General features: G+C 70.2%; 16 protein-coding genes and 2 pseudogenes. 10 read left to right on the top strand and 8 right to left on the bottom strand.

Annotation, left to right across the window (positions count from 1 at the left end; translation table 11 throughout):
* Positions 1 to 81 precede the first annotated feature (81 nt).
* The 4 genes from CcI156_RS00095 to purH all read left to right on the top strand — a co-directional run bounded on the left by CcI156_RS00095 (position 82) and on the right by purH (position 4,785).
* Entirely contained in the window at positions 82 to 1,569 is a 1,488-nt protein-coding gene (locus tag CcI156_RS00095) for a DUF6350 family protein (protein WP_011435107.1), read from the top strand.
* A 180-nt stretch (positions 1,570 to 1,749) separates the two neighbouring features.
* Positions 1,750 to 2,295 carry a helix-turn-helix domain-containing protein gene (locus CcI156_RS00090; RefSeq protein ID WP_076803917.1) on the top strand — a complete coding sequence of 182 codons (546 nt, stop codon included), beginning with the start codon at positions 1,750 to 1,752 and terminating at the stop codon, positions 2,293 to 2,295.
* A 196-nt stretch (positions 2,296 to 2,491) separates the two neighbouring features.
* Complete coding sequence (gene purN, locus CcI156_RS00085) at positions 2,492 to 3,142, top strand: phosphoribosylglycinamide formyltransferase (RefSeq protein ID WP_076803916.1); 651 nt, start codon at positions 2,492 to 2,494, stop codon at positions 3,140 to 3,142.
* Positions 3,139 to 4,785 carry a bifunctional phosphoribosylaminoimidazolecarboxamide formyltransferase/IMP cyclohydrolase gene (purH, locus tag CcI156_RS00080; RefSeq protein WP_011435110.1) on the top strand — a complete coding sequence of 549 codons (1,647 nt, stop codon included), beginning with the start codon at positions 3,139 to 3,141 and terminating at the stop codon, positions 4,783 to 4,785. Before purN ends, purH begins: the two co-directional genes overlap by 4 nt.
* A 574-nt stretch (positions 4,786 to 5,359) precedes the next feature.
* On the opposite strand, the gene CcI156_RS00075 is transcribed toward purH, so the two are convergent.
* Entirely contained in the window at positions 5,360 to 5,683 is a 324-nt protein-coding gene (locus CcI156_RS00075) for a hypothetical protein (protein ID WP_011435111.1), read from the bottom strand.
* A gap of 920 nt (positions 5,684 to 6,603) precedes the next feature.
* Here CcI156_RS00075 and CcI156_RS26470 point away from each other — a divergent pair.
* Positions 6,604 to 7,005, top strand: a complete 402-nt coding sequence (locus tag CcI156_RS26470; protein ID WP_235609118.1) for a DUF3017 domain-containing protein — start codon at positions 6,604 to 6,606, stop codon at positions 7,003 to 7,005.
* A 74-nt stretch (positions 7,006 to 7,079) separates the two neighbouring features.
* Here the strand turns inward: CcI156_RS26470 and CcI156_RS00065 are convergent, their stop codons facing one another.
* On the bottom strand, positions 7,080 to 8,360 hold the full coding sequence (locus CcI156_RS00065) for an NAD(P)/FAD-dependent oxidoreductase (RefSeq protein ID WP_232234856.1): 1,281 nt from the start codon (positions 8,358 to 8,360) through the stop codon (positions 7,080 to 7,082).
* A gap of 310 nt (positions 8,361 to 8,670) precedes the next feature.
* Between CcI156_RS00065 and CcI156_RS00060 the strand changes: the two genes are divergently transcribed.
* The 3 genes from CcI156_RS00060 to CcI156_RS00050 all read left to right on the top strand — a co-directional run bounded on the left by CcI156_RS00060 (position 8,671) and on the right by CcI156_RS00050 (position 11,769).
* The gene (locus CcI156_RS00060) at positions 8,671 to 9,567 is read left to right on the top strand and encodes a serine hydrolase (RefSeq protein WP_076804040.1); all 897 of its coding nucleotides are present in this window, start codon (positions 8,671 to 8,673) and stop codon (positions 9,565 to 9,567) included.
* A gap of 274 nt (positions 9,568 to 9,841) precedes the next feature.
* Positions 9,842 to 10,504: a 2'-5' RNA ligase family protein gene (locus tag CcI156_RS00055; RefSeq protein ID WP_083718214.1), complete on the top strand. Its 663-nt coding sequence runs from the start codon at positions 9,842 to 9,844 to the stop codon at positions 10,502 to 10,504.
* Between the two features lie 29 nt (positions 10,505 to 10,533).
* A complete protein-coding gene (locus CcI156_RS00050) occupies positions 10,534 to 11,769 on the top strand; it encodes a YihY/virulence factor BrkB family protein (protein ID WP_371681730.1) in 1,236 nt (411 codons plus the stop codon).
* A gap of 476 nt (positions 11,770 to 12,245) precedes the next feature.
* Here the strand turns inward: CcI156_RS00050 and CcI156_RS27535 are convergent.
* From CcI156_RS27535 to CcI156_RS00035, 3 genes and pseudogenes are all read right to left on the bottom strand, one after another.
* Positions 12,246 to 13,112: pseudogene (locus tag CcI156_RS27535) on the bottom strand (D-alanyl-D-alanine carboxypeptidase family protein); the annotation flags it as partial.
* 114 nt (positions 13,113 to 13,226) lie between these two features.
* Positions 13,227 to 14,273, bottom strand: a complete 1,047-nt coding sequence (locus tag CcI156_RS23770) for a DUF1003 domain-containing protein (RefSeq protein ID WP_011435118.1) — start codon at positions 14,271 to 14,273, stop codon at positions 13,227 to 13,229.
* A gap of 587 nt (positions 14,274 to 14,860) precedes the next feature.
* A complete protein-coding gene (locus CcI156_RS00035; RefSeq protein ID WP_254847215.1) occupies positions 14,861 to 15,418 on the bottom strand; it encodes a GNAT family N-acetyltransferase in 558 nt (185 codons plus the stop codon).
* A gap of 261 nt (positions 15,419 to 15,679) precedes the next feature.
* Here CcI156_RS00035 and CcI156_RS00030 point away from each other — a divergent pair, with 261 nt between their 5' ends.
* The gene (locus CcI156_RS00030) at positions 15,680 to 16,255 is read left to right on the top strand and encodes a hypothetical protein (protein ID WP_076803913.1); all 576 of its coding nucleotides are present in this window, start codon (positions 15,680 to 15,682) and stop codon (positions 16,253 to 16,255) included.
* A gap of 150 nt (positions 16,256 to 16,405) precedes the next feature.
* Here CcI156_RS00030 and CcI156_RS00025 read toward each other — a convergent pair.
* The 3 genes and pseudogenes from CcI156_RS00025 to CcI156_RS00010 all read right to left on the bottom strand — a co-directional run.
* Positions 16,406 to 16,612: pseudogene (locus CcI156_RS00025) on the bottom strand (transposase domain-containing protein); the annotation flags it as partial.
* A 499-nt stretch (positions 16,613 to 17,111) separates the two neighbouring features.
* A complete protein-coding gene (locus CcI156_RS00015) occupies positions 17,112 to 17,339 on the bottom strand; it encodes a type II toxin-antitoxin system HicA family toxin (RefSeq protein ID WP_011435122.1) in 228 nt (75 codons plus the stop codon).
* On the bottom strand, positions 17,336 to 17,557 hold the full coding sequence (locus tag CcI156_RS00010; protein WP_023839758.1) for a type II toxin-antitoxin system HicB family antitoxin: 222 nt from the start codon (positions 17,555 to 17,557) through the stop codon (positions 17,336 to 17,338). The genes CcI156_RS00015 and CcI156_RS00010 overlap by 4 nt, the downstream gene beginning before the upstream one ends.
* Before the next feature lie 258 nt (positions 17,558 to 17,815).
* Between CcI156_RS00010 and CcI156_RS00005 the strand changes: the two genes are divergently transcribed.
* Positions 17,816 to 18,601, top strand: coding sequence for a recombinase family protein (locus CcI156_RS00005; RefSeq protein ID WP_254847214.1), 786 nt, complete (start codon positions 17,816 to 17,818; stop codon positions 18,599 to 18,601).
* Positions 18,602 to 18,926 lie beyond the last annotated feature (325 nt).

The raw sequence follows: 18,926 nt of genomic DNA, 5'->3' as shown, positions 1-18,926 counted from the left end.
CGGGCATTTCCCGCGCCGACGACGGCGTGTTGTCCGCTGAGCCGCGCATCTGCGTGCGAGCGTCCTAACGTGCCCGCCTCCATGCAGCCGCCCCGACTGCCGCGACGCCTCACCGATCGGATCTGGCAGCGGGGCGGACGGCCTCTGGCGGAGGCGGTCGCCGCGTCGGCCGCGGGCCTGATCTTCATCGAATTCGTCGTTCTGGTTGTGTGGGGAGCCGACACCGGCTCCTCCACCGGACCCGCCGCGGCTCTGCGCGTCGGAGCCGATCTGTGGCTTGCCGCTCACGGAACGACGCTGCGGCTCCCTGACGGGATCATCGCGTTCCGGCCGTTGGGCCTCGCCCTCTTTCCGCTGGCCGCGGCGCTGAGCGCGGCGCATCGGCGGGCGAGCGCGGCACCACTGCAGTCGCATGCCGTGCTCAACCGGATGCCMCTGGGCCGGACGCCCCTGGGCCGGGTGTCGCTGAACCGGGTCTCGCTCGGTCGGATGCCGCTGGGCCGGGTGTCGCGGTTGCGGCCCGCACGGTTCGGCGGAGGGCGCCCCGCCGCTTCGGGGGCGAACCCCGGGGACTCCCGCGGGGGCCGATGCCGGTCGGATGGCGCCCCCGGGGTCCCCTGGCGGGCCGTGGCGGGCGACGTCATCGGCGTCGTGGGCGCCCAGACTCTCTTCGTCGTGGTCGTCGCGGTCATCGTGCGCACGCATTCGGTACGGCCGACCCCCGGTTCCGCGGCGCTGGGGACGGTCGCGTTCGGGATACCGGCAGCCCTGCTCGGCGCGCTGGCCGGTCGCCATCGGCTGCGCACGGCATGGCGGATGCTGCCCGTGATGCTGCGCGTCCCCCTGCTGTCCGGCGCGGCGGCGTTCATGGCGTTGCTGGCGGCCGCCGCGTTCGGGGTCGCGCTGGTGCTCGCGGCGACCGAGCCCGAGGTCGCCGCCGCCGAGCGCTCGCTCGACGTGGGCGCGCTCGGGGGTCTCGGGCTCACGGCGACCCAGCTTGCGCTGCTGCCCAACCTGGTCCTCTGGGGTCTGTCCTACGCCCTTGGACCAGGATTTCGAACGGGTTCGGGTCTGGTCCGGGCGGATGTCGTCCGCCCGGCCGATCTACCGGACCTCCCGGTGCTGGCGGCCCTTCCGCCGAGCGCGTTGCCCAGGCCCGGGTGGCTCGTGCTGGCGCTGGTGCCCGTCGTGGCCGGAGTCGTGCTTGCTGTCATGGTCCATCGGGCGAGCCTGGGACGCCGCTCCCGGGCTCGCCTCCTGACCGTCCTGCTCGGGGCGGTGGTCTGCGGTGCCCTCGTGGGTCTGGCGGTCCAGGTGTCGATGGGACAGGTCGGGACCGTGACGGGTCAGGGCAACCACTATGGTCCCTCGTCCGGATGGCTGTGCGGCCTGATTGCCGGGGGGGAGACCGCGCTTGTCGGACTCCTGTTGATCGGCGGCATCGACCTGGCGGCCCGTCGGGCCGAGCGGCCGTTCGTCGCCGACGACGCGGCGGCGTCCTCCTGGTGGCGCCGGCTGCAGCCATCCGGCTCATGGTCGTCAGCCCGGCTGTCACGACGACACCCCTGACTGGCCTCGCGGCCCCGCTGTCGCGGCCTCGTCGAGGTCTGTGGGTCCGCAGCTTCCCGCCCGGCGTGGATCTTTCCCCGCCCGCTCCCTCCCCGCCCGCCCGRCACCCCGTCGGCATCCGAAAACTGTCCGCGCAGTCGGTTACCGTGACCGCACTGGATCATCTTCACGGAGGTCGTCGTGGCGGTCACGGTCGCCCGTATCCGGGCTGAAGCACTCCGCCTGCGGGAGCTGGGCTGGTMCTATCGCCGCATCGCCCGAAGACTGCAGGCCCGCCATCACCTGAGCGCGCTCGTCGCGTTCCGCCTCGCGCACGGCTGGACGCAGGAGGAGGCCGCACGCCGCTGGAACGAGCGGTGGCCCGGTTCTGGGCCGGCCAAGACCGGTAAGACCTTCTCGTACTGGGAGAGCTGGCCGGCCAAGGGCAGCCGGGCGCCTTCCACGCAGGTCCTGTCACGGCTGGCTGAGCTCTACCTGTGCCGGCCGGGTGATCTGCTGGACGGGCGGGACTACGGCGAACTCGACGAGGGCTTCGAGGGAGGGGCGGGCCCCGCGGCCTCCGTCGGGTGCACCTGCGCAGCAGGCGGCACGGAGGAGGACGGGTGTGCGGGGCTGCGCTCGTTGGCTGACGGGCTGTCGTCTCCGGCGGCCTGCGAGGTCCCGTCCGCCCAGGCCCTCGACGCGTGGCTGGCAAATCTCCTCGCCGGATGGGTTCCGGCGGCATGATCGGCAGTCCCGGGCTCGGGTGGCCGCCTGGCGGGCCGCGCCCGGCGGGCGCCGGTGCGCGCGTTTCCGGTGGGAAGCGGCGGAGCTGGTCGAGTCAGTACAGTCGGACCGGCCATTGTTCCGCCGTCGTCCGCAGGTGGCGGTTGCGCAGCGGGCGGCTCGTCGCGTCGCCTGATTCTGCTTACGGAGTGTGTTTGTGTCTGCTCGTCTCGTCGTACTCGCCTCGGGAGCGGGAACCACCCTGCAGGCGATCCTCGACGCAACCGCGGACCCCGGGTTCGGCGCGGCGGTCGTGGCGGTCGGCACCGACCGCTACGGCACCGGAGCGGAACGGCGGGCCCGGGCCTCGGGGGTCCCGGTGTTCACCGTTCGTCTCGAGGACCACCCGGACCGGGATGCCTTCAACGCCGCGACGGCCGGGCGGATCGCCGAATTCGCGCCCGATCTGTTGGTCCTGGCGGGTTACATGAAGATTCTCAGTGCCCGGGTGATCGGCCGGTTCCGGACGATCAACACCCACCCGTCGCTGCTGCCTGCCTTTCCGGGAGCCACCGCGGTGCGTGACGCGTTGGCCGCCGGGGTGAAGGTCAGCGGGGTGACGGTGCACTGGGTCGACGAAGGYGTCGACACCGGTCCGATCATCGCTCAGCGGGCGGTGCCGGTTGAGCCAGGCGATACCGAGCAGACACTTCATGCACGGATCCAGAGCGTCGAGCGAGGACTGTTCGTCGCGACGATCGGCGGGATCGTGCGGGCCGGGAGCGGCGACTCGACCCCGGCCGGACATCGGCGGGGCGAGCATGGGTCTCCCGCATCGGCAGAAGKTTGGGTACAGGAGGAATCATGACGTCATCGGGCGAAGGTGTGGCCGGCGAGGGCGGGGCTGTCCGCGGATCCGAACCCGGCGAAGTGGTCCCCACCGGGCGGCGGCCGCTGCGACGGGCGCTTGTCAGCGTCTACGACAAGAGCGGGCTCGACGTCCTCGCGGAGGCGTTCCTTGCGGCCGACGTCGAGGTGGTCTCGACCGGTTCGACCGCCGACGTCCTGGCCCGTCACGGGCTGGCGGTCACACCGGTGAGCACCGTGACCGGATTTCCGGAGGTGCTGGGCGGTCGCGTCAAGACGCTGCACCCCCACGTGCACGCCGGTCTGTTGGCCGATCTGCGTAACGCCGAGCACGCCGCGGTGTTGGCCGAACTCGACATCGCTCCGTTCGACCTGGTCGTCGTCAATCTGTACCCGTTCGCCGCGACAGTCGCCGCCGGTGCGAGCGAGGACGAGGCGATCGAGCAGATCGACATCGGCGGTCCGGCCATGATCCGCGCGGCGGCGAAGAACCATGCGTCGGTCGCCGTTGTCGTCGCACCCGGCGACTACGCCGAGCTGGCCGCCGCAGTCCGCGGATCCGGATATGATCTTCCCGCTCGCCGCCGGCTCGCCGCGAAGGCGTTCGCCCACACCGCGGCGTACGACATCGCCGTGTCCTCGTGGTTCGCCGGCGTCGTCGCGCCGGACGAGGTGGCGCGGGAGAGCGGATGGCCCGACGTGCTGTCCGCGCAGTGGCACCGTACGGAGGTCCTGCGTTACGGCGAGAACCCCCATCAGCGCGCCGCGCTCTACGTGGAGAGCGACGCCGAGGGTCGGCCCGGCCTCGCCTCGGCCCGTCAGCTRCACGGCAAGCAGATGTCCTACAACAACTACACCGACACCGACGCCGCCCGCCGAGCGGTGTTCGACTTCACCGAGCCCGCCGTGGCCGTGATCAAGCACGCCAACCCCTGCGGCATCGCGATCGGCGCCACCATCGCCGAGGCCCACCGCAAGGCGCATGCCTGCGACCCGGTCTCCGCCTTCGGCGGGGTGATCGCGACCAACCGTCCGGTCTCGGGCGAGCTCGCCGAACAGATCGCGGAGATCTTCACCGAGGTCGTCGTCGCACCGGCCTACGAACCCGCCGCGGTGGAGATCCTCTCTCGTAAGCCGTCGATCCGGCTGCTGGAGTGCCCACCGCCGCCGCACCAGCGCGGGATCGAACTGCGCCAGATCAGCGGAGGCCTGCTCCTGCAGTCGCGGGACGCCGTCGATGCGCCGGGCGACGAGCCGTCCGGATGGACGCTGGAGGCGGGATCACCTGCGGACGAGGCCCTGCTGGCCGAGTTGCGGTTCGCCTGGCGGGCGGTGCGCTCCGTGAAGTCGAACGCCATCCTCCTCGCGTCCGGCGGTGCCACCGTCGGAGTCGGGATGGGCCAGGTGAACCGGGTGGACGCTGCCCGGCTCGCGGTGACCCGGGCAGGGGACCGGGCGAAGGGGGCTGTCGCCGCGAGCGACGCCTATTTCCCGTTCCCCGACGGTTTCGAGGTGCTCGCCGAGGCGGGGGTGCGGGCCGTGGTCGAACCGGGCGGGTCGGTGCGCGACGAGCTCGTCATCACGGCTGCCCGGGAGGCCGGCGTCACGCTCTACTTCAGCGGTGTCCGCCACTTCGCGCACTGACAGCGGGCCACCCAGGCCGGTGGCACCGGCGTGTGTTCCGCCAGCCATCGGCCGAAGCCTTTGTCGAGGAGGTCGTCGGCGGCCCCGGCACGCATGTCTTCACCGGCGCATGTCTTCACCGGAATCGGCGGCCCCATCGCAGATGCCCGTCCGTACGCCGATACTCCAGTTCGATCGAAGGAGTCGGCTCCACGGCGTCGCCGATGATCCCGGTCCCGGTGCTCGCCACGACGCCGGGTGCCCCCGGCCCGTCGGCGCGCGTGTCCGGTGGGGCACTGGGCAGGCGTCCGGGATGCCGGTCGACCTCCGGTAGATGATCGCTGTCAGATCGATGATCGGCCTGGGACAGCGATAATCTGGCCGCGCCGGGCCGGCCTCCCGTCCACCCGTCCGCTCCGGATGGCCATGGCGGATCGGACGACTGCTGATCGGTGCCCGGTCGTCTGTCCCCGGACGTTCTGTCCCGACCCGCCGGCAGGCTGGCCTCGGTCGATGTTCCGACCGGCTCTGGTGGCTCTGGTGGTTCGTCCGTGGCGCCGCCCAACGGCGCCGTGCGCCGTTCGGTGCCCTCACTTCACGAGGCGGCGTTCGCCTCCGCGGCCGCCGAGCCCCGGCGCCCGCTGGCGCTGCCGTTGGACGTCGTTGCCGTTGGGCTGGCCGCCGCCGCGAGCACACCGCCGGGCTGGTCGCCGTTCGGCACATAGCGCTGGGCTACCCAGTCCAGGGCGTCGCGCCAGCTCGCGCCGTAGAGCACCGAGATCCGATCCGCCGTCTGCCTCGCCAGCGCCTGGACGAACACCCGGTCGTCGCTGTCCAGGTGTCGGGCGTCCCCGAAGGTCTCCCAGGCCCGGAACATCAGTTCCTGCAGCTTCTTGCTGTGTGGTGATTCGTCTGTCACGTCACGCTCCATCCCACTTGGGCACTGCGGCCGGAAGTCTGCCCTAAGCCTGCATGATGCCTATAGGTGGGGGTGCTGCATATTGTGCGCGTGATGTGCTCGGATGGGGTAATCGTATCCTTGGTCGCTGGCATGTGATATAGGGCTGTCATCCCCGCTTCGGCAGGTCGTGGCATCGGGCAGATCACCGTCGTGGAGGATCCGCCGCCCGACGGGCCGGCCGTTCACCCGGGCCACCCCTGCGTGGCCTCGGCGTGGCCCCGCCGTGCTCCCTGCGCCCGTGGGCGCCGATGCCGCAGGCGGCCTACCGTGTGTCCGTAAGGACCGATGCCCTGGTTGGATTGGTGTTCGATGCATCCTGCACTTGGGTGGAAGTCGTCGCCGATGACGGCGGGGACGCCACCATGTCCCGTACGGGACCACTGTCCAGCAGGAGATCTCGACCGCTGCCGGAGGCGAGGGTGACCGACGCGGTGCGCCGCTCCGGCCCGGCTCGACCCGGGGATGATCCAGGCCGCCCCGGGCCGGGGGGGCGGCACCGATCCGGCGGATATTCCGGCGGATATGAGGCGCCCGATCCCCGGGCGGAACGGGCAGAGCTGCCGCCGCGCCGCGCTGGGGCGGAAGCGGACCGGCGGCGTCCGTCGTGGCCGGGCACCGCCCGCGTTGACGTCTTCCGTCCGAGCGAGGATCGTGACGAGCGCCTTCCTGCCGAGTATCGCGGGTTGCGCCGGTTCGACCGTCCCGTTCCGCCGACGCCGGCCCCGCCGGCCGCCCCGGGTCAGCCCGGATCGTCCCCACCGGAGCGGGTCGCGGGCGACGGCATCCCATCGCACGACCCGTGGCGTTCGGTGTCCTCCCCGCTGGTCGGCCTCGGGGAGCACCGGAAGCCGGCGGTCGGTGCGGAGCCTGGGCCACCCGTGGCAGGGACCATCTCCGGATCCCGGAGAACACCGGTCCCAGCTGCCTCCCCGCCGCCACTCGTCACGCCCGGCGCACCCGCCGGGCCCGGGCCTGCCGAGCCCGGCAGGCGTGGCGACGGGGGCGGGATCGGCGGCTGGCTACGGCAGGAGGCCACCTTCGCGTTGGTGCTCGCCGGGGTCACCGTCGGGCTGATGCTGGTCTTCCAGGACAGATGGCGCCGAGGAATGGTGGTCGTCGGCGTGGTCCTGGTGATGGCCGCTTTGGCCCGTCTGGTGCTGCCGGCACGGCGGATCGGCCTGCTGGCGGTGCGAGGACGGGCCTTCGATGTGAGTATTCTCCTCCTGTTTGGAGTATCTGTGATAATCCTCACATTCGCCGTTCCCTACGTCGGCCCGTGACGGCTTGTCCACCGCACTCGGCCCGTGGCCGTCGCGGGTCTTGCCGGGATGGGTCGGGCGCGGCCCGTGACGGGTTAGCGCAGGCCGGTCATGGTGCGCCGCATCGCCAGACGGGTCAGGGAACTCGTCGGGATGGTGCCGCGRCCCAGCCCGATCTCGACGAGCATGTCGTACAGCTCGGTACGGGTGCGGGCGGCCCGGACCGCCGCGTCCATCAGGGTGCGGCGCCGCCCGGCGAGACCGGCGAGCAGAGCCGTGTGCCGCAGATGCCGTCCCAGCTCCGCGTCGAGAGCGCGTCGGTAGACCCGGCCCGCGGCGGCCGGGTGCGCCGCGCGGACGGCGGCATGCCCGGCCAGCGACCCCGACAGCACCGCGTAGTAGATGCCCTCCCCGGTCAGGGGGTTGATCAGGGAGGCCGCATCCCCGGCGAGCAGCACGGGACCGTTCGGCTGCCGGGGGCGATGGGTCGACAGCGGCAGATGATGGGCCCGCAGCGTGGCCGGGTGCGCCGGTGTCTCGGGCAGCATGCGGGCGAGCGTGCGACGCAGGACGGTCTTGGCACTCGTTCCGTCCGTCCCGCCGGCCAGCCGGGACCGCAGCATCCCGTAGCCGATGTTCGCACGGCCGTCGCCGATCGGGAACGACCAGGCGTAGGCCGGCCAACCCTCGTCGGTCATGTGGATGAACTGTTCGGGGGGGCCGTCGCCGAAGGCGACCTCGGTATAGGCCCGCACGGCGATCGCCATTGCCCCGGGGGGGTTACCCGGCAGCCCGAGCCCGCGGCGTACCGCGGAGTTTGCGCCGTCCGCGCCGATGACGACCCGCGCCGTGAGCGAGCCGTTGACCACGACGACYGGCTCCCGTCCCCGACCGTCCAAGCGCGGCCGGTCGGTAAACTCCAGGGACCGCACGCGCCGCCGGATCAGCTGAGCTCCACGTGCCTGGGCGGCGGCCACGAGACGGGCGTCGAAGACCTCCCTGGGTACCACGTAGTTGGCTCGGGCTGAGGGAGTGGCCACCTCGGCGCCCCCTGGGGTGCGCAGGCGCATGCGGTCCACCGGCCGGTACCCGGCGACCGCATCGGTCACGCCGAGATCACGCAGGACGTCCAGGCCGTGTGGGGCGATGCCGTCACCGCAGGTCTTGTCCCGGGGGAACTCGGCGGCGTCGGCGATGACGACGTGTGCGTCCGGGCGTTCCCGCAGGGCGCCCAGAGCCGCCGCGCTGCCGGCCGGGCCGCCCCCGACGACAAGGACGTCAATCGTACGGGAGAGCAGGTCGGCAGCCTCGTCCACGCGCACGATCGGGGTGGCGACGGTGATCGTGTCAGCATCCTTGACCGGCCCTGCCGTCACGTATCGTGGTCCCGCGGTTCCCGCGTTGTCACGTCTCTCCGCCCGTTCCCGCGGACCTGGGCCGTCTCCCGGGGCCACGCCGTCCCCCGGGGCCACGCCGGATCCTCGGGTATCCGTGGGGGGGTTCTCTCCGAGGTGCTCGTCACGCGGGGCGGGCGGGCCGGACGGGGATGTGGGGGTCTGCACGCCCGCCAGTCTCGCAGCCGGCTGCCCCCCGGGGGGACGCATGCCCCGCCTTGCCGGGCCCGCGGGGTGGAACCGGGTGCCTGGGTCGTCGGGACCGGCGGGAAAACCTCGTACAGTGCGGAACGTGGACGCTCTTGGACAGGTGGCGGCGTGGCCGGTCGAGACCGTCGCGGTCGTGGTGATGGGTCGGGAGGACGAGGCGGTCGGACCGGGTGCGGGGTCCGGGTGGCCGGGCGCAGCGGTGACCCCGCGGGTCCGGGAGGTGGCGCGGACCGGACCACTCGATCATCTCTTCCGGCTGGCCTCGGTGTCGAAGCTGCTCAGCGCCTATGCGGTCCTGATCGCCGTGGAGGAGGGCGCGATCGGGCTCGACGATCCCGCCGGACCCCCCAGGTCCACCGTGGCTCATCTGCTCGCCCACACCTCCGGGCTCGCGTTCTCGGGGACCCGCGTATTGGCCCCCCCGGGTACCCGTCGCATCTACTCCAACACCGGGTTCGAGCGACTGGGGGAGGCGCTGGAGAAGGCGACCAGCATCGCCTTCGCCGACTACCTCGCCCAGGCGGTCTTCGAGCCCCTCGGGATGCACGATGCCCGRCTGACGGGATCCCCGGCCTCCGGCGTGACGGCGACGCTTGCCGACATGCGACGCTTCGCTGCCGAGCTCCTCGCCCMGACGCTGATCACCTCCGCGACGTTCGCCACGGCCATCTCGGTCGCCTTTCCCGGACTTGCCGGCGTGCTGCCGGGTTTCGGCCAGCAGACCCCCAACGACTGGGGACTCGGCTTCGAGATCCGCGGCGACAAGCACCCGCACTGGACGGGCAGCTCCAACGCGCCGTCGACCTTCGGCCACTTCGGGCAGAGCGGGACCTTCCTGTGGGTGGATCCCGTCGCCCGCCTCGCATGTGTGACTCTTTGTGATCGTGATTTTGGCGAGTGGGCCCAGCGAGTCTGGCCACCGCTGGCGGACGCGATCCTGGCGCAGGCCCCCTCGTGGTCCGCAAACCGCTTGGCGTGACGTGCGAGAAAGGGCGGGTGCGGCGCAGCCGTCGGTGAGCATTTCCGGTCGGATKCCGGTTTTTCCCGAGGGTATTGTCAGCTTTTGGTCATGATCTGGAATCCGCATCCCCTTCCCATGGTCCGCGCGGGACGGCCGTGGCTCATGGGCCATGATGTCGGCATGCTTCCTCGGCGAGACCGATCCCGACGGCCGGTTCTTCACCCGGCGCAGGCAGGCATGTGGATACGCAGAGTAGCGATCGTCACTGCTTTCGTCGGGGAGCCGGTCCCGCATGACTGAGGGGGTGAACGGTCATACCGTCCAGGTTGTCCCGGCCGTTGATCCCGGTGAATCGGTCGATCCGCTCGGTTCCGCGACTCGGGTGGACATCGGGGTGGCGATCGGCATCCCCGAGCCGTACCGCACAGAGCTTCAGGACTGGCGGGAGCGACTCGGCGACCCGAACGCAGCCCTCATCGTCCCGCACGTCACCCTGCTGGGTCCGACCTCCGTCGGGTTCGTGGAGCTGCCCATGATCGAGCGCCACCTCGCGCAGACGGCGCGGACGAACTCCCCGTTCACCATCCGCCTGCGGGGATMCGGCACGTTCCGGCCGTTGTCCCCGGTCGTGTTCGTCGCCCTCGCCATGGGTATTCTCCGGTGCGAGAAACTGGCGGCGGTGGTACGGTCCGGTCCTCTCGACCGGCCGCTCAGCTTCGCCTACCATCCGCACGTCACCGTCGCGCACGATCTTGCCGAGGACGCGTTAGATCGCGCCTTTGATGCGCTCGCCGAATATCAGGCGCAGTTCGAGGTCAACGGATTCGGGCTGTACGAAAGAGGCGCCGACCTGCGCTGGCGGCAACTACGCTTCTTCCCGTTCGGTCGCCCTGAGCGTGGGCCGGAACCGGTGGGCGGCGGGGGGCGACGCGCCACACTCGGATCTCGGGAGTGAGCGCACGTCGTCGGGGGACAGTAACGAATGTGACGGGACCTCGTCAGGCGGTACGGGCCGGTGTCGGGACGGTTTCCGGTACCGCTGTGGCGGTACGCCGGAAACGTCCGTTTCTCGATCACCTCGTCCGGGCATATTCCCGCTACACAGCCGATGGCGGTGATCGTCTCGCGGCGTCGGCGACCTACTTCGCGTTCCTGTCATTCTTCCCGCTGATCGCGCTGGCCTTCGCGGTCACCGGCTTCGTCGTAGACGCGTACCCCGATGTGCAGGAGAGCCTGACCCGGCAGATCAACGACTATCTTCCGGGCCTGGCGGACAAGCTCGACGTCGCCTCGATTGGCAACGCCAAGGTCRGTGTGGGCATTATCGGTCTTGCCGGCCTCCTGCTCGCCGGACTCGCGTGGATCGACGCGCTGCGGGACGCCATCCGTCTCGTATGGCACCAGGACATCGATGTCGGCAACATCATCACCCGGCGGCTGCGGGATGTCACGGTGCTCGCGGGACTGGGGCTGACTCTGTTGGCCTCACTCGTCGTGACCAGCCTCTCGACCTCGGCCACCGGGTCATTCCTGAGCTGGATCGGATTGTCCGGCAGCACCGCCGCGRCCTGGGTGACCGGCCTACTGGCCCTGCTTGTCGCCCTCGCGATCGACACCGCGGTTTTCCTCTATCTGTTCTGGCGGCTGCCGCAGCAGACCGACCGGGTGCGGACGGTCCGGGGTGCGGTGCTCGGCGCCGTCGGAGTCGAGATCCTCAAGATCGTCGGCACCTGGCTAGTCGGGCAAACCATGAGCAATCCGGTGTACGGTACGTTCGCGGTGATCGTCGGGTTGCTCATCTGGATCAACATTGTCATGCGATGGACGCTGTTCGTCGCGGCCTGGACCGTGACGGCGCCCTACAACTCCGACGTCTTCCCCTCCGGTTCGGCAGCCCGGCATACCGTCTCCGAGGCGGCCGACCGCGCGGCGGCGGGGAGCGCGGGCGCGGCAGGCGCGGGATCCACGGGGCCGGAGTCCTACCGGTCGAGCGGCTCGCCGAACCCGGAGGCCTCCCGCCGCCTGGTGCCCGGCTCCCAGAACGGCTCGACGCCGCTCGCGCCTGCTTCATCCGACCCGTCGTCGGCGAAGCCATCCTCGGCCGGACCGGTGCGGGTGGCGTCGGAGAGCAACCCGCGTGGCACGGTGCCCCTCCCCGCCCGGGTACGGGCATTTCTGCGCCGCCGCATACCCTCGGGGACATCCAGCAGATCGGACTGATCAGGTCCGGCAGCCGGCCTCAGCGTTACGGACACGTGTCCGTAACGCGGTGCGGGCGGCCGACCCGACGGGCGCTCGACGTCCCGGAGGCCCGCCGCCGCGTGCCGCCGCCGGCGCTGGCGTCGGCGTACCCGGGCGGCCCGATGGGTGAGTGCGGTGAGCAGGCATGCTACGACGGTGCAGCCGATCGCGATCCAGGTTATCGGGCCGATGTCGCTGCCAGGATCGCCCGCGCGGGCGACTCCGTGCCGCGAGGAGGAAGAGGAGGATGTTGCCGTGCCGGCGGTCGGCGCGACCCCTGGACCCGCCGGGCTGATGGAGGGCCGGTCTCCCGCGGGCCCGCTCGACGCCGCCGCCGTCGCCCCGGGGTTCGCGAGATACCCGACCGGGGTGACCGTGTCGGCGTGCGCGAAGCCCCAGTCGAGCAGCGCGCGCGCGTCCTTGCCGTAGGCGGGAGCCGTCCGCAGCAGGGCGACGATGAGGGTGTGGCCGCCGCGGGTGGCCGCGCCGACGAACGTCGCGCCGGCCGCGATGGTGTAGCCGTTCTTCACCCCGATAGTCCCCTCGTAGGAACGCAGCAGGGCGTTGTGGTTCTGGATCTCGAAGCGGGTGCTCCCCCGGCCGGCGAGCGAGGCGCGCGGGATCGTCAGGTAGCCGCGCACCGTCGGGTTGTCCAACGCCGCCCGACCGAGCACGGCTAGGTCGTGCACACTGGTGACCTGGCCGGGACTGTCCAGTCCGGTCGGGTCACCGGCGACGGTGTCCGTTGCGCCGAGTGACCTGGCTAGAGCGTTCATCCGCTGCAGCACGGCGGGAGTTCCCCCGCTCGCCTGGACCAGGGCCATGGTCGCGTCGTTTCCGCTGGAGATCAGCATGGCGGTCGCCAGGTCACGGACGGTGTATCCGACCCCCGGCACGAGACCGACCTTCGTGCCGTCCACCCGAGGGGCGTTCTCGTCGACCGTCACGACCTGGTCCGGCGGCAGGCCGGGCAGCACGGTCAGCGCGGTCAGGATTTTCATCGTGCTGGCCGGGAGATCCTGGGCGTGTGGGCGGTAGGCGGCGAGGATGGCGCCGCTTCCCGCGTCCGCGACAAGCCACTCGGCGGCCGTGAGACCGGCCGGGGGAGCGGAGTCGGAAGCGGCGGTGGGTGCCGGTGCGGCGAGCGGGACGGTGGGCGGGACCGCGGGTGGGGCGCTGGCCGCAGCCGGCGGCCCGAGGCCGGCCGCGGGGGACGCGGCGGTACCCAGGCCGCTCGTGGGACCGGGAGTGGGTGCGGGGACGGCCGCGGTCGCTGGAACGATCTTCAGGAACGGGGTGAGGATTGCTCCGAGGACCGCCACGGCCACCAGCGCCCGCCCGAGGCTTCCGCGGAGGCGACGCGGGTCATGCCGGGGCGGACAGGGGACACGCACCTRCCGAACGCTACTGGGTTGACCCGTTCCGCAGAAGGGTGGTTACGACCCGTGTCGCGAGTGGACGTTTCCTGGGTAGGAATCCACTGGTTGMGGCTTTCCCAATGAATGCCAGGAGGAGCCCGTATGGGCAGAGAGACTATGGTGCCCGTGCGTTGTAACTCCTCTGTTCTTGAGGTGCGTCGTCGCGCCGGCCTCCCGGGTGGGGTCGTCGAGCGTGGTCTTCGGGGTGGGACCGGTGGCGATGGTCGGCGTCGTTTTCCTGTCGGGACCGCCGTTTTCGCGGTTCCCGGTGCGGGTGGCATACCCGGCGTCCGTGGAGTGAGGGGGGATGCCGGTCGTGCTCACACCCGTGGTGTTCCTGCGCTTGTGGTGCTTGGGCCGCCGGGGGCGTTCCGGGTTCCCGATGTTCGGCTTGCCCGTGGCGGGTGGGCCCTCGGTCTCGGGGTCGCTCGTTTCCCGGGGGGCACCACCGGGGGTGGGCGTCGGCCCGCCGTGCCGTGACGGCGATCGTGCGGCGGTCGGCTCCCGTTCATCCGACGCCGTCTGGGGCGGAACGCGAACCGCGTCCCGCACCAGACTCTCGATGTCGCCGCGAAGAGATTCGAGTTGGCCGGCCAGCTCGCCGCGCATGTACTGCCGGGTCGCCGCATCGCTCTGGGCAAGCCGGAGCGCGGCGATCTCACGCGCGAGAAACTCGGTGTCTTCCCGCATACGTACAGCGACCGCCCGATCCTCGGCCAGCGAGGCACGGTCACGGTCGTCCTGTCGGTTCTGGGCGAGCAGGATCAACGGTGCCGCGTAGGCGGCCTGGGTCGAGAAGGCCAGGTTCAGCAGGATGAAAGGGTAGGGATCCCACCGCAGCAGCGGTAGCGCGATGTTCAAGGCTATCCAGACGATCACGATACAGGTCTGAATGGCGAGGTAGCGCCCGGTTCCCAGGAAACGGGCGATGGCCTCCGCGAAGCGACTGACCGATTCCCGGTCCATGCCCCGGGGGATCAGTGTGACCCGGCCGGAGGCGGGCAGGTCGAGACGCTCGGTGCAGGCACGACGACGTCCCGCGGTCCGCGATGTTGAGATGCTCATGGAAGGTCCCCCTCCGCGCGCCCCAGCCACTGCCGGACAGCTGCGAGCGCRCATTCCTCGAGCAGGCCGCGGGCGGCATCGCCACGGCGACCTCTGGTCGATACGACTTCGATCGACCGCACCTGCTTGTGCACTGCTCGCGGCCCACGCGACTGCCGACCCGGACGGATCAGGGAAGCGCGGCCGGGACAGGATGGCTCCGTGCTACCGGCATGAACCGGTCGGGCCGGGAGAGCGGTGACCGTCGTCTCCGAGGCGGAGACGACGTCGCCGACGGCACGGCCGCACCGGACAGGAGGGCCGTGCGTCCGAACAGGCCGGACTTCCGAACAGTGCCCCGGGCGTCGTCTACCCGGGTTCCGTGGACGCGGGCCGGGCGCGACGGTGCGCGCTCATCGGCCCGGGATTCAGTGCTGGCTGACGTCCACGAGCAGGAAGCGGCCTTTACTGGAGCACCCGCCAGGACTCACAGCGGCCACCTCCTCGTGTTGGTCCTCCGTAGAGGATTTTTCGGGGGCTTGTCAAGGATAACCGCCGGAGCTGTTCCCCAACCCACCGGGGCACCCGTGATACCGGTCGCGGTGACGTCACCCGAAGCGGGGACTGTCAGCGGGCGGCGGGGGCCGGGCGGGATACAGCGGCAGCAGCATCGGAACGAAGACCTTGACGGTCGGATCGTCGGTGACGGGTTTCGGCCCGCCCAGGACGAGGAATCCGTGGCGGGCGTAGAGGCGCCGCGCCGGACGGTTCCCGGGGACCACCCAGAGCTTCACCGCCTCCGCGCCCRCCTGGCGGGCCCAGTCGATCGCGGTGGCCAGGAGGGTGTCGGCGGCTCCGGTGCCCCGCGCCTCGGGAGCGACCCACATGGCGCCGAGTTCCCGTAACCAGGGACGGCCCACCGGGGTGAAGCCCTGCACCATCCCGGCGGCCTCGCCAGCCACGGCGACGATGGCCACCAGATCGGCGGACGAGTAGGCTCCGGCGCGGGCGCGGGCGTCCCACTCCTCGGCGGGCAGCGCGCTCGCCTCGGCCAGGGTCTGCCAGAACGCCGAAGGAGCATCGGTGAGCGCGGCAAGACGCAGCCTTCGCAACAGCATTCCTTCGTCTGGTCCGATCCGGCGCCCCCGGATKTCGTCGGCCCCCACCACCGCTCCCTCCCTCCCGCCGTCTGGCCCGCCGACCTGGCCCGCCGACCTGGCCCGCCTTGCGGATCCCTTGCGCATCCTCCGTGTCAGTGCCGCCCGTGACCAGACCGTCGGCCGGGAGAGGTCGGTGTTGTGCGGGACAGGCCGGTGTTGMGCGTAATCGGTCCGGCCTTTACCGCAAAGTGCTCCCGGGCAGCGAGGGAAGCGCGGATACTGATCAAAGCGGCGGGACGGCGGAGGAGTCGCGCGAGATGATCTATCGTGGGTAGGCCCGTCTCGTTGATCGTGCGGCATGACGGGCCTTCGTGGTCGGCCTGGTCCCMGCAGTGCCCGGGGCTGGCGATGGCCCAGCCGTCCGCCGCGGAGCTGCGGGCCGCGTTGCCCGACGTCCTCGCGTGGTACTTCGGTGAGGCCACCGAGATCGACGCGCAGATCCACGTCGAGCGGAGGCTGTGCGGTGGCGTCGCCGTCCGGATCGCCCAGGATGCGCAACTGTGGGAACGTCAGCTGGTCGCCGACCGGCTGGGCGAGGCCTTGGCCGCCGGGGACCAGGCGGCGCGGCTGCGTGCGGCCCCGGGCAACGCGGCCGGCGAGGTGATCTATGTCTGCGCGCTGCAGTCGGACCGCGTCTCCTGGCTGACGGGCCAGCTGGAGGATGAGAACGACGCGGTCGTGGCCACCCTCCCGGTGGCCGAGACGATGCTGTGGACCATGCGGTTCGGAGCGGCCCGCAGCGGGGCCGGGGAATCGGTCCAGCCGCCCGCCTACCGTCCCGACACGACGTTCAGCGAGGTGATGCGGACCTTCGCCGGGCCGCTCCAGCACCTGCGGGCGTGAGCCGCGGGACGTCGAAGGCCATGGTCGTCGGATCGTGGTTCTTCGTCGGCCGGCCCCTCCGGGCCGGGTTGTCCGATCGACCTCGCAGCGCGACTATCCGTGCCGTGGTCGCGATTCCYGCTGGGTGTGCCCTTCTCCATGACCTCCTCGTTCGTCATCGAAGAACAGCCACATCGCCAGCGTGAAGTACACCATCACCCGTGCGGGCAGTTTCCGGGACCGTTTCTCAACCCGGCCCGTCTCCACCAGAACATCGTCCACAAGATCATGGTGAACGAGGCCAGTCAGCACTCCGAGCGAAATATGATCCGTCAACCTTCCTGCCGGCCTGCCGCACCCATTCTTACTCGTCACCACGGAATTCTACCGCGACCGATATGACCGCTCCACGACGACAACCGCACCAACAAGATCAATCCACTGAAGTGGATCTTGTCGGTGCGGTTCTTAATTCACTGGCATTGCGCCTTGGATCGACTCCCACCTGAAAAGCACAGCCTGACTCTTCGGCTTTTGCTGGCGGAAGTGCAGGGTTCGACAAAAACCGTCTAGTCTTGCTGCTGCGTACGTAGGAGCAAACACGGGTCAAATGGCCCATCAATCTCTTCCTGGATTGGATCTTGAATGGGAGGCTACTACGGGGACCGGGGTAGTGAGGCGGGGTGAGCGCCGATCCCGTGCGCAGGCACCGTACGGGATGCGTGGCTCAGGGGCGCTTGGGTGCCAAGCAACCGTGTACACAACCCGACTTGCAACGGCCAGATGGCCCACGTCMAGACGCCGACTGCGATCAAGAACCAGGACGCACGCTTTGAGAGGGTCACCCCTCCAGCTTGCACCCGGGATCCCGTCGGGCTCAGGTGAGCAACATCCTAAGCTCCTCCGCCTCGATGCCCGCCTGGCGCAGAACAGAGGCGAGAGTGCCCGTCGCCAGCTCCCGGTGGAGCGGCACGATCACAACCCGAGCGCTCTCCTTGTGCCGCAGCTTGCAGTGCGAGCCACGAGTAGCGACCTCCTCGAAGCCGGCACGCCCCAGAGCCTTCACCACCTTCGCCCCGGAGATCCGAGGCAGCGCGGGTGTCACGCCGACAGGCGGATGTCCAGCGGAGCGACGATGGGACCGTCCGCGGCGGTCACGGGGAACGGCTGGTCCTCGAAGTACAGCTCCAGCGCCTCGCGAAGATTCGCCAGCGACTCCTCGACGCTGGCTCCCTGGCTGGTCACCTCGACCTCCAAAGCCCGCGCCACATACCAGTCACCCTCGTGCGTGACGACAGCCGTCAGCCGCGCCGCTCGCTCCATGGAGATCAGCCTAGCCGTCCCTGCCACACCTGGCGAAGCGCTCACCGCCACCTCCTCGACATGATCAACAAKCCCCCTGTCGACCATACGAGCAGAAGCCATCTCCAACGGCCCGAGTACACACGAGAGGCACGAGGCCACCCCCGACTCGCTGGAATACCTAGGTCATAAATGAATGCTCTACAAATTCGGCCATAGGTTGCCGGGTAGTGTACACGGCGTAGGTCGTGATCAACGCTGGCAGCGAGGGGTGGCACAGTGGGCACTCTAGGCGCCGGATTTGTCCGGGTTTCTACAGGTAGCCAGGACGAGACGTCACAGGTCAAGATCCTTACCGAGGAAGCCYCTCAACGCGGAATCACGATCGTCAAGTGGTTCACGCTTCACGGGTACTCGGCCAGCCACGGAGCGCAGGAACCTGCCCTGCGAGAAGCAATCGCCGATATCCAGCGTCGGGATTACACGACTTTGATGGTTACCGAGTCGTCGCGGCTTGACCGCCGTGACGACTCGGATGCGCAAGCGGAGATCCTGCTCAGCATTCGGTCCGCGGGTGGCGACATCGTCTCAGTTGCCGAACCTCAGTTCGGCAAGACTGACTTCGCCGGTCGTATCGTCACTCTCGTTGCTCAGCACGCGAATGCGGAGAAGTCCAAGACGGTCAAGGCAACCACCTACCGTGGCGTTTCCATGATTATCGCGAACGGCGCGCACCATGGTCCGCTTCCGTCGTTCTGGGCGACTAGAGGAGAACGCTACGCAAAGCAAGCGTACTGCGCAGACCCGGAATCCGTTAGAGATATTTACGGGCGGGTCGCCAACGGCGATTCCCTGCTCTCCATTGGCCGGGCATACGATCTGCATTCGACATCGATCAGGACGCTTATTCAATTCGCCGCAAATCACACCGGCGTCGAGGAATGCAGGTACCAGGGTGACCCGCAAAGTCTGTTTGTGCAGGTAGACGGTGTGAGACGGGGTGCGGGGGGCTGGGGCCGGTGGTGGTGTGAGGATCCGGGCCCGGCTGCTGTTTCGTCGCTGTGAGTAGCGCGTGTGAGGGTGGGTTCCGGYGCCRGCGGAAACGCCACCGATGACGTTCTGTGACAGCCGGTGGGGTGGGTGGGGCGGTGGGGCCGTGGGGTCCGGGGGAACAACGGCGGGCCACCACGGTGAGGGTGGCTGCGGTGAGGCAACGGGGTCCCGGTAGGACGGGGATTGCCTAGATCACCAGCCGTAGGGAGCCCCGTTGCCGGTCCAGTCTCGCATGCCCGTCACTCCCACCGATCTCGGACAGGCCGGGTCGGGGCAGCTGGTCCGGATGCGGCGGTCGCTGCGGGTCCTGGGGGCGCACGGCGGTGAGGTGCAGGGG

It is taken from the genome of Frankia sp. CcI156, assembly GCF_001983015.1.
In the GTDB taxonomy this organism is placed as follows: Bacteria; Actinomycetota; Actinomycetes; order Frankiales; family Frankiaceae; genus Frankia; species Frankia casuarinae.
Note: the sequence above shows the minus strand (reverse complement) of the source record. Positions and strands in the feature narration are given on the sequence as shown.

Coding starts and splice junctions, on each gene's coding strand:
- CcI156_RS00010 (WP_023839758.1), bottom strand. CDS start 17,557: ATGGAGCGAGCGGCGCGGCTGACGGCTGTCGTCACGCACGAGGGTGAC.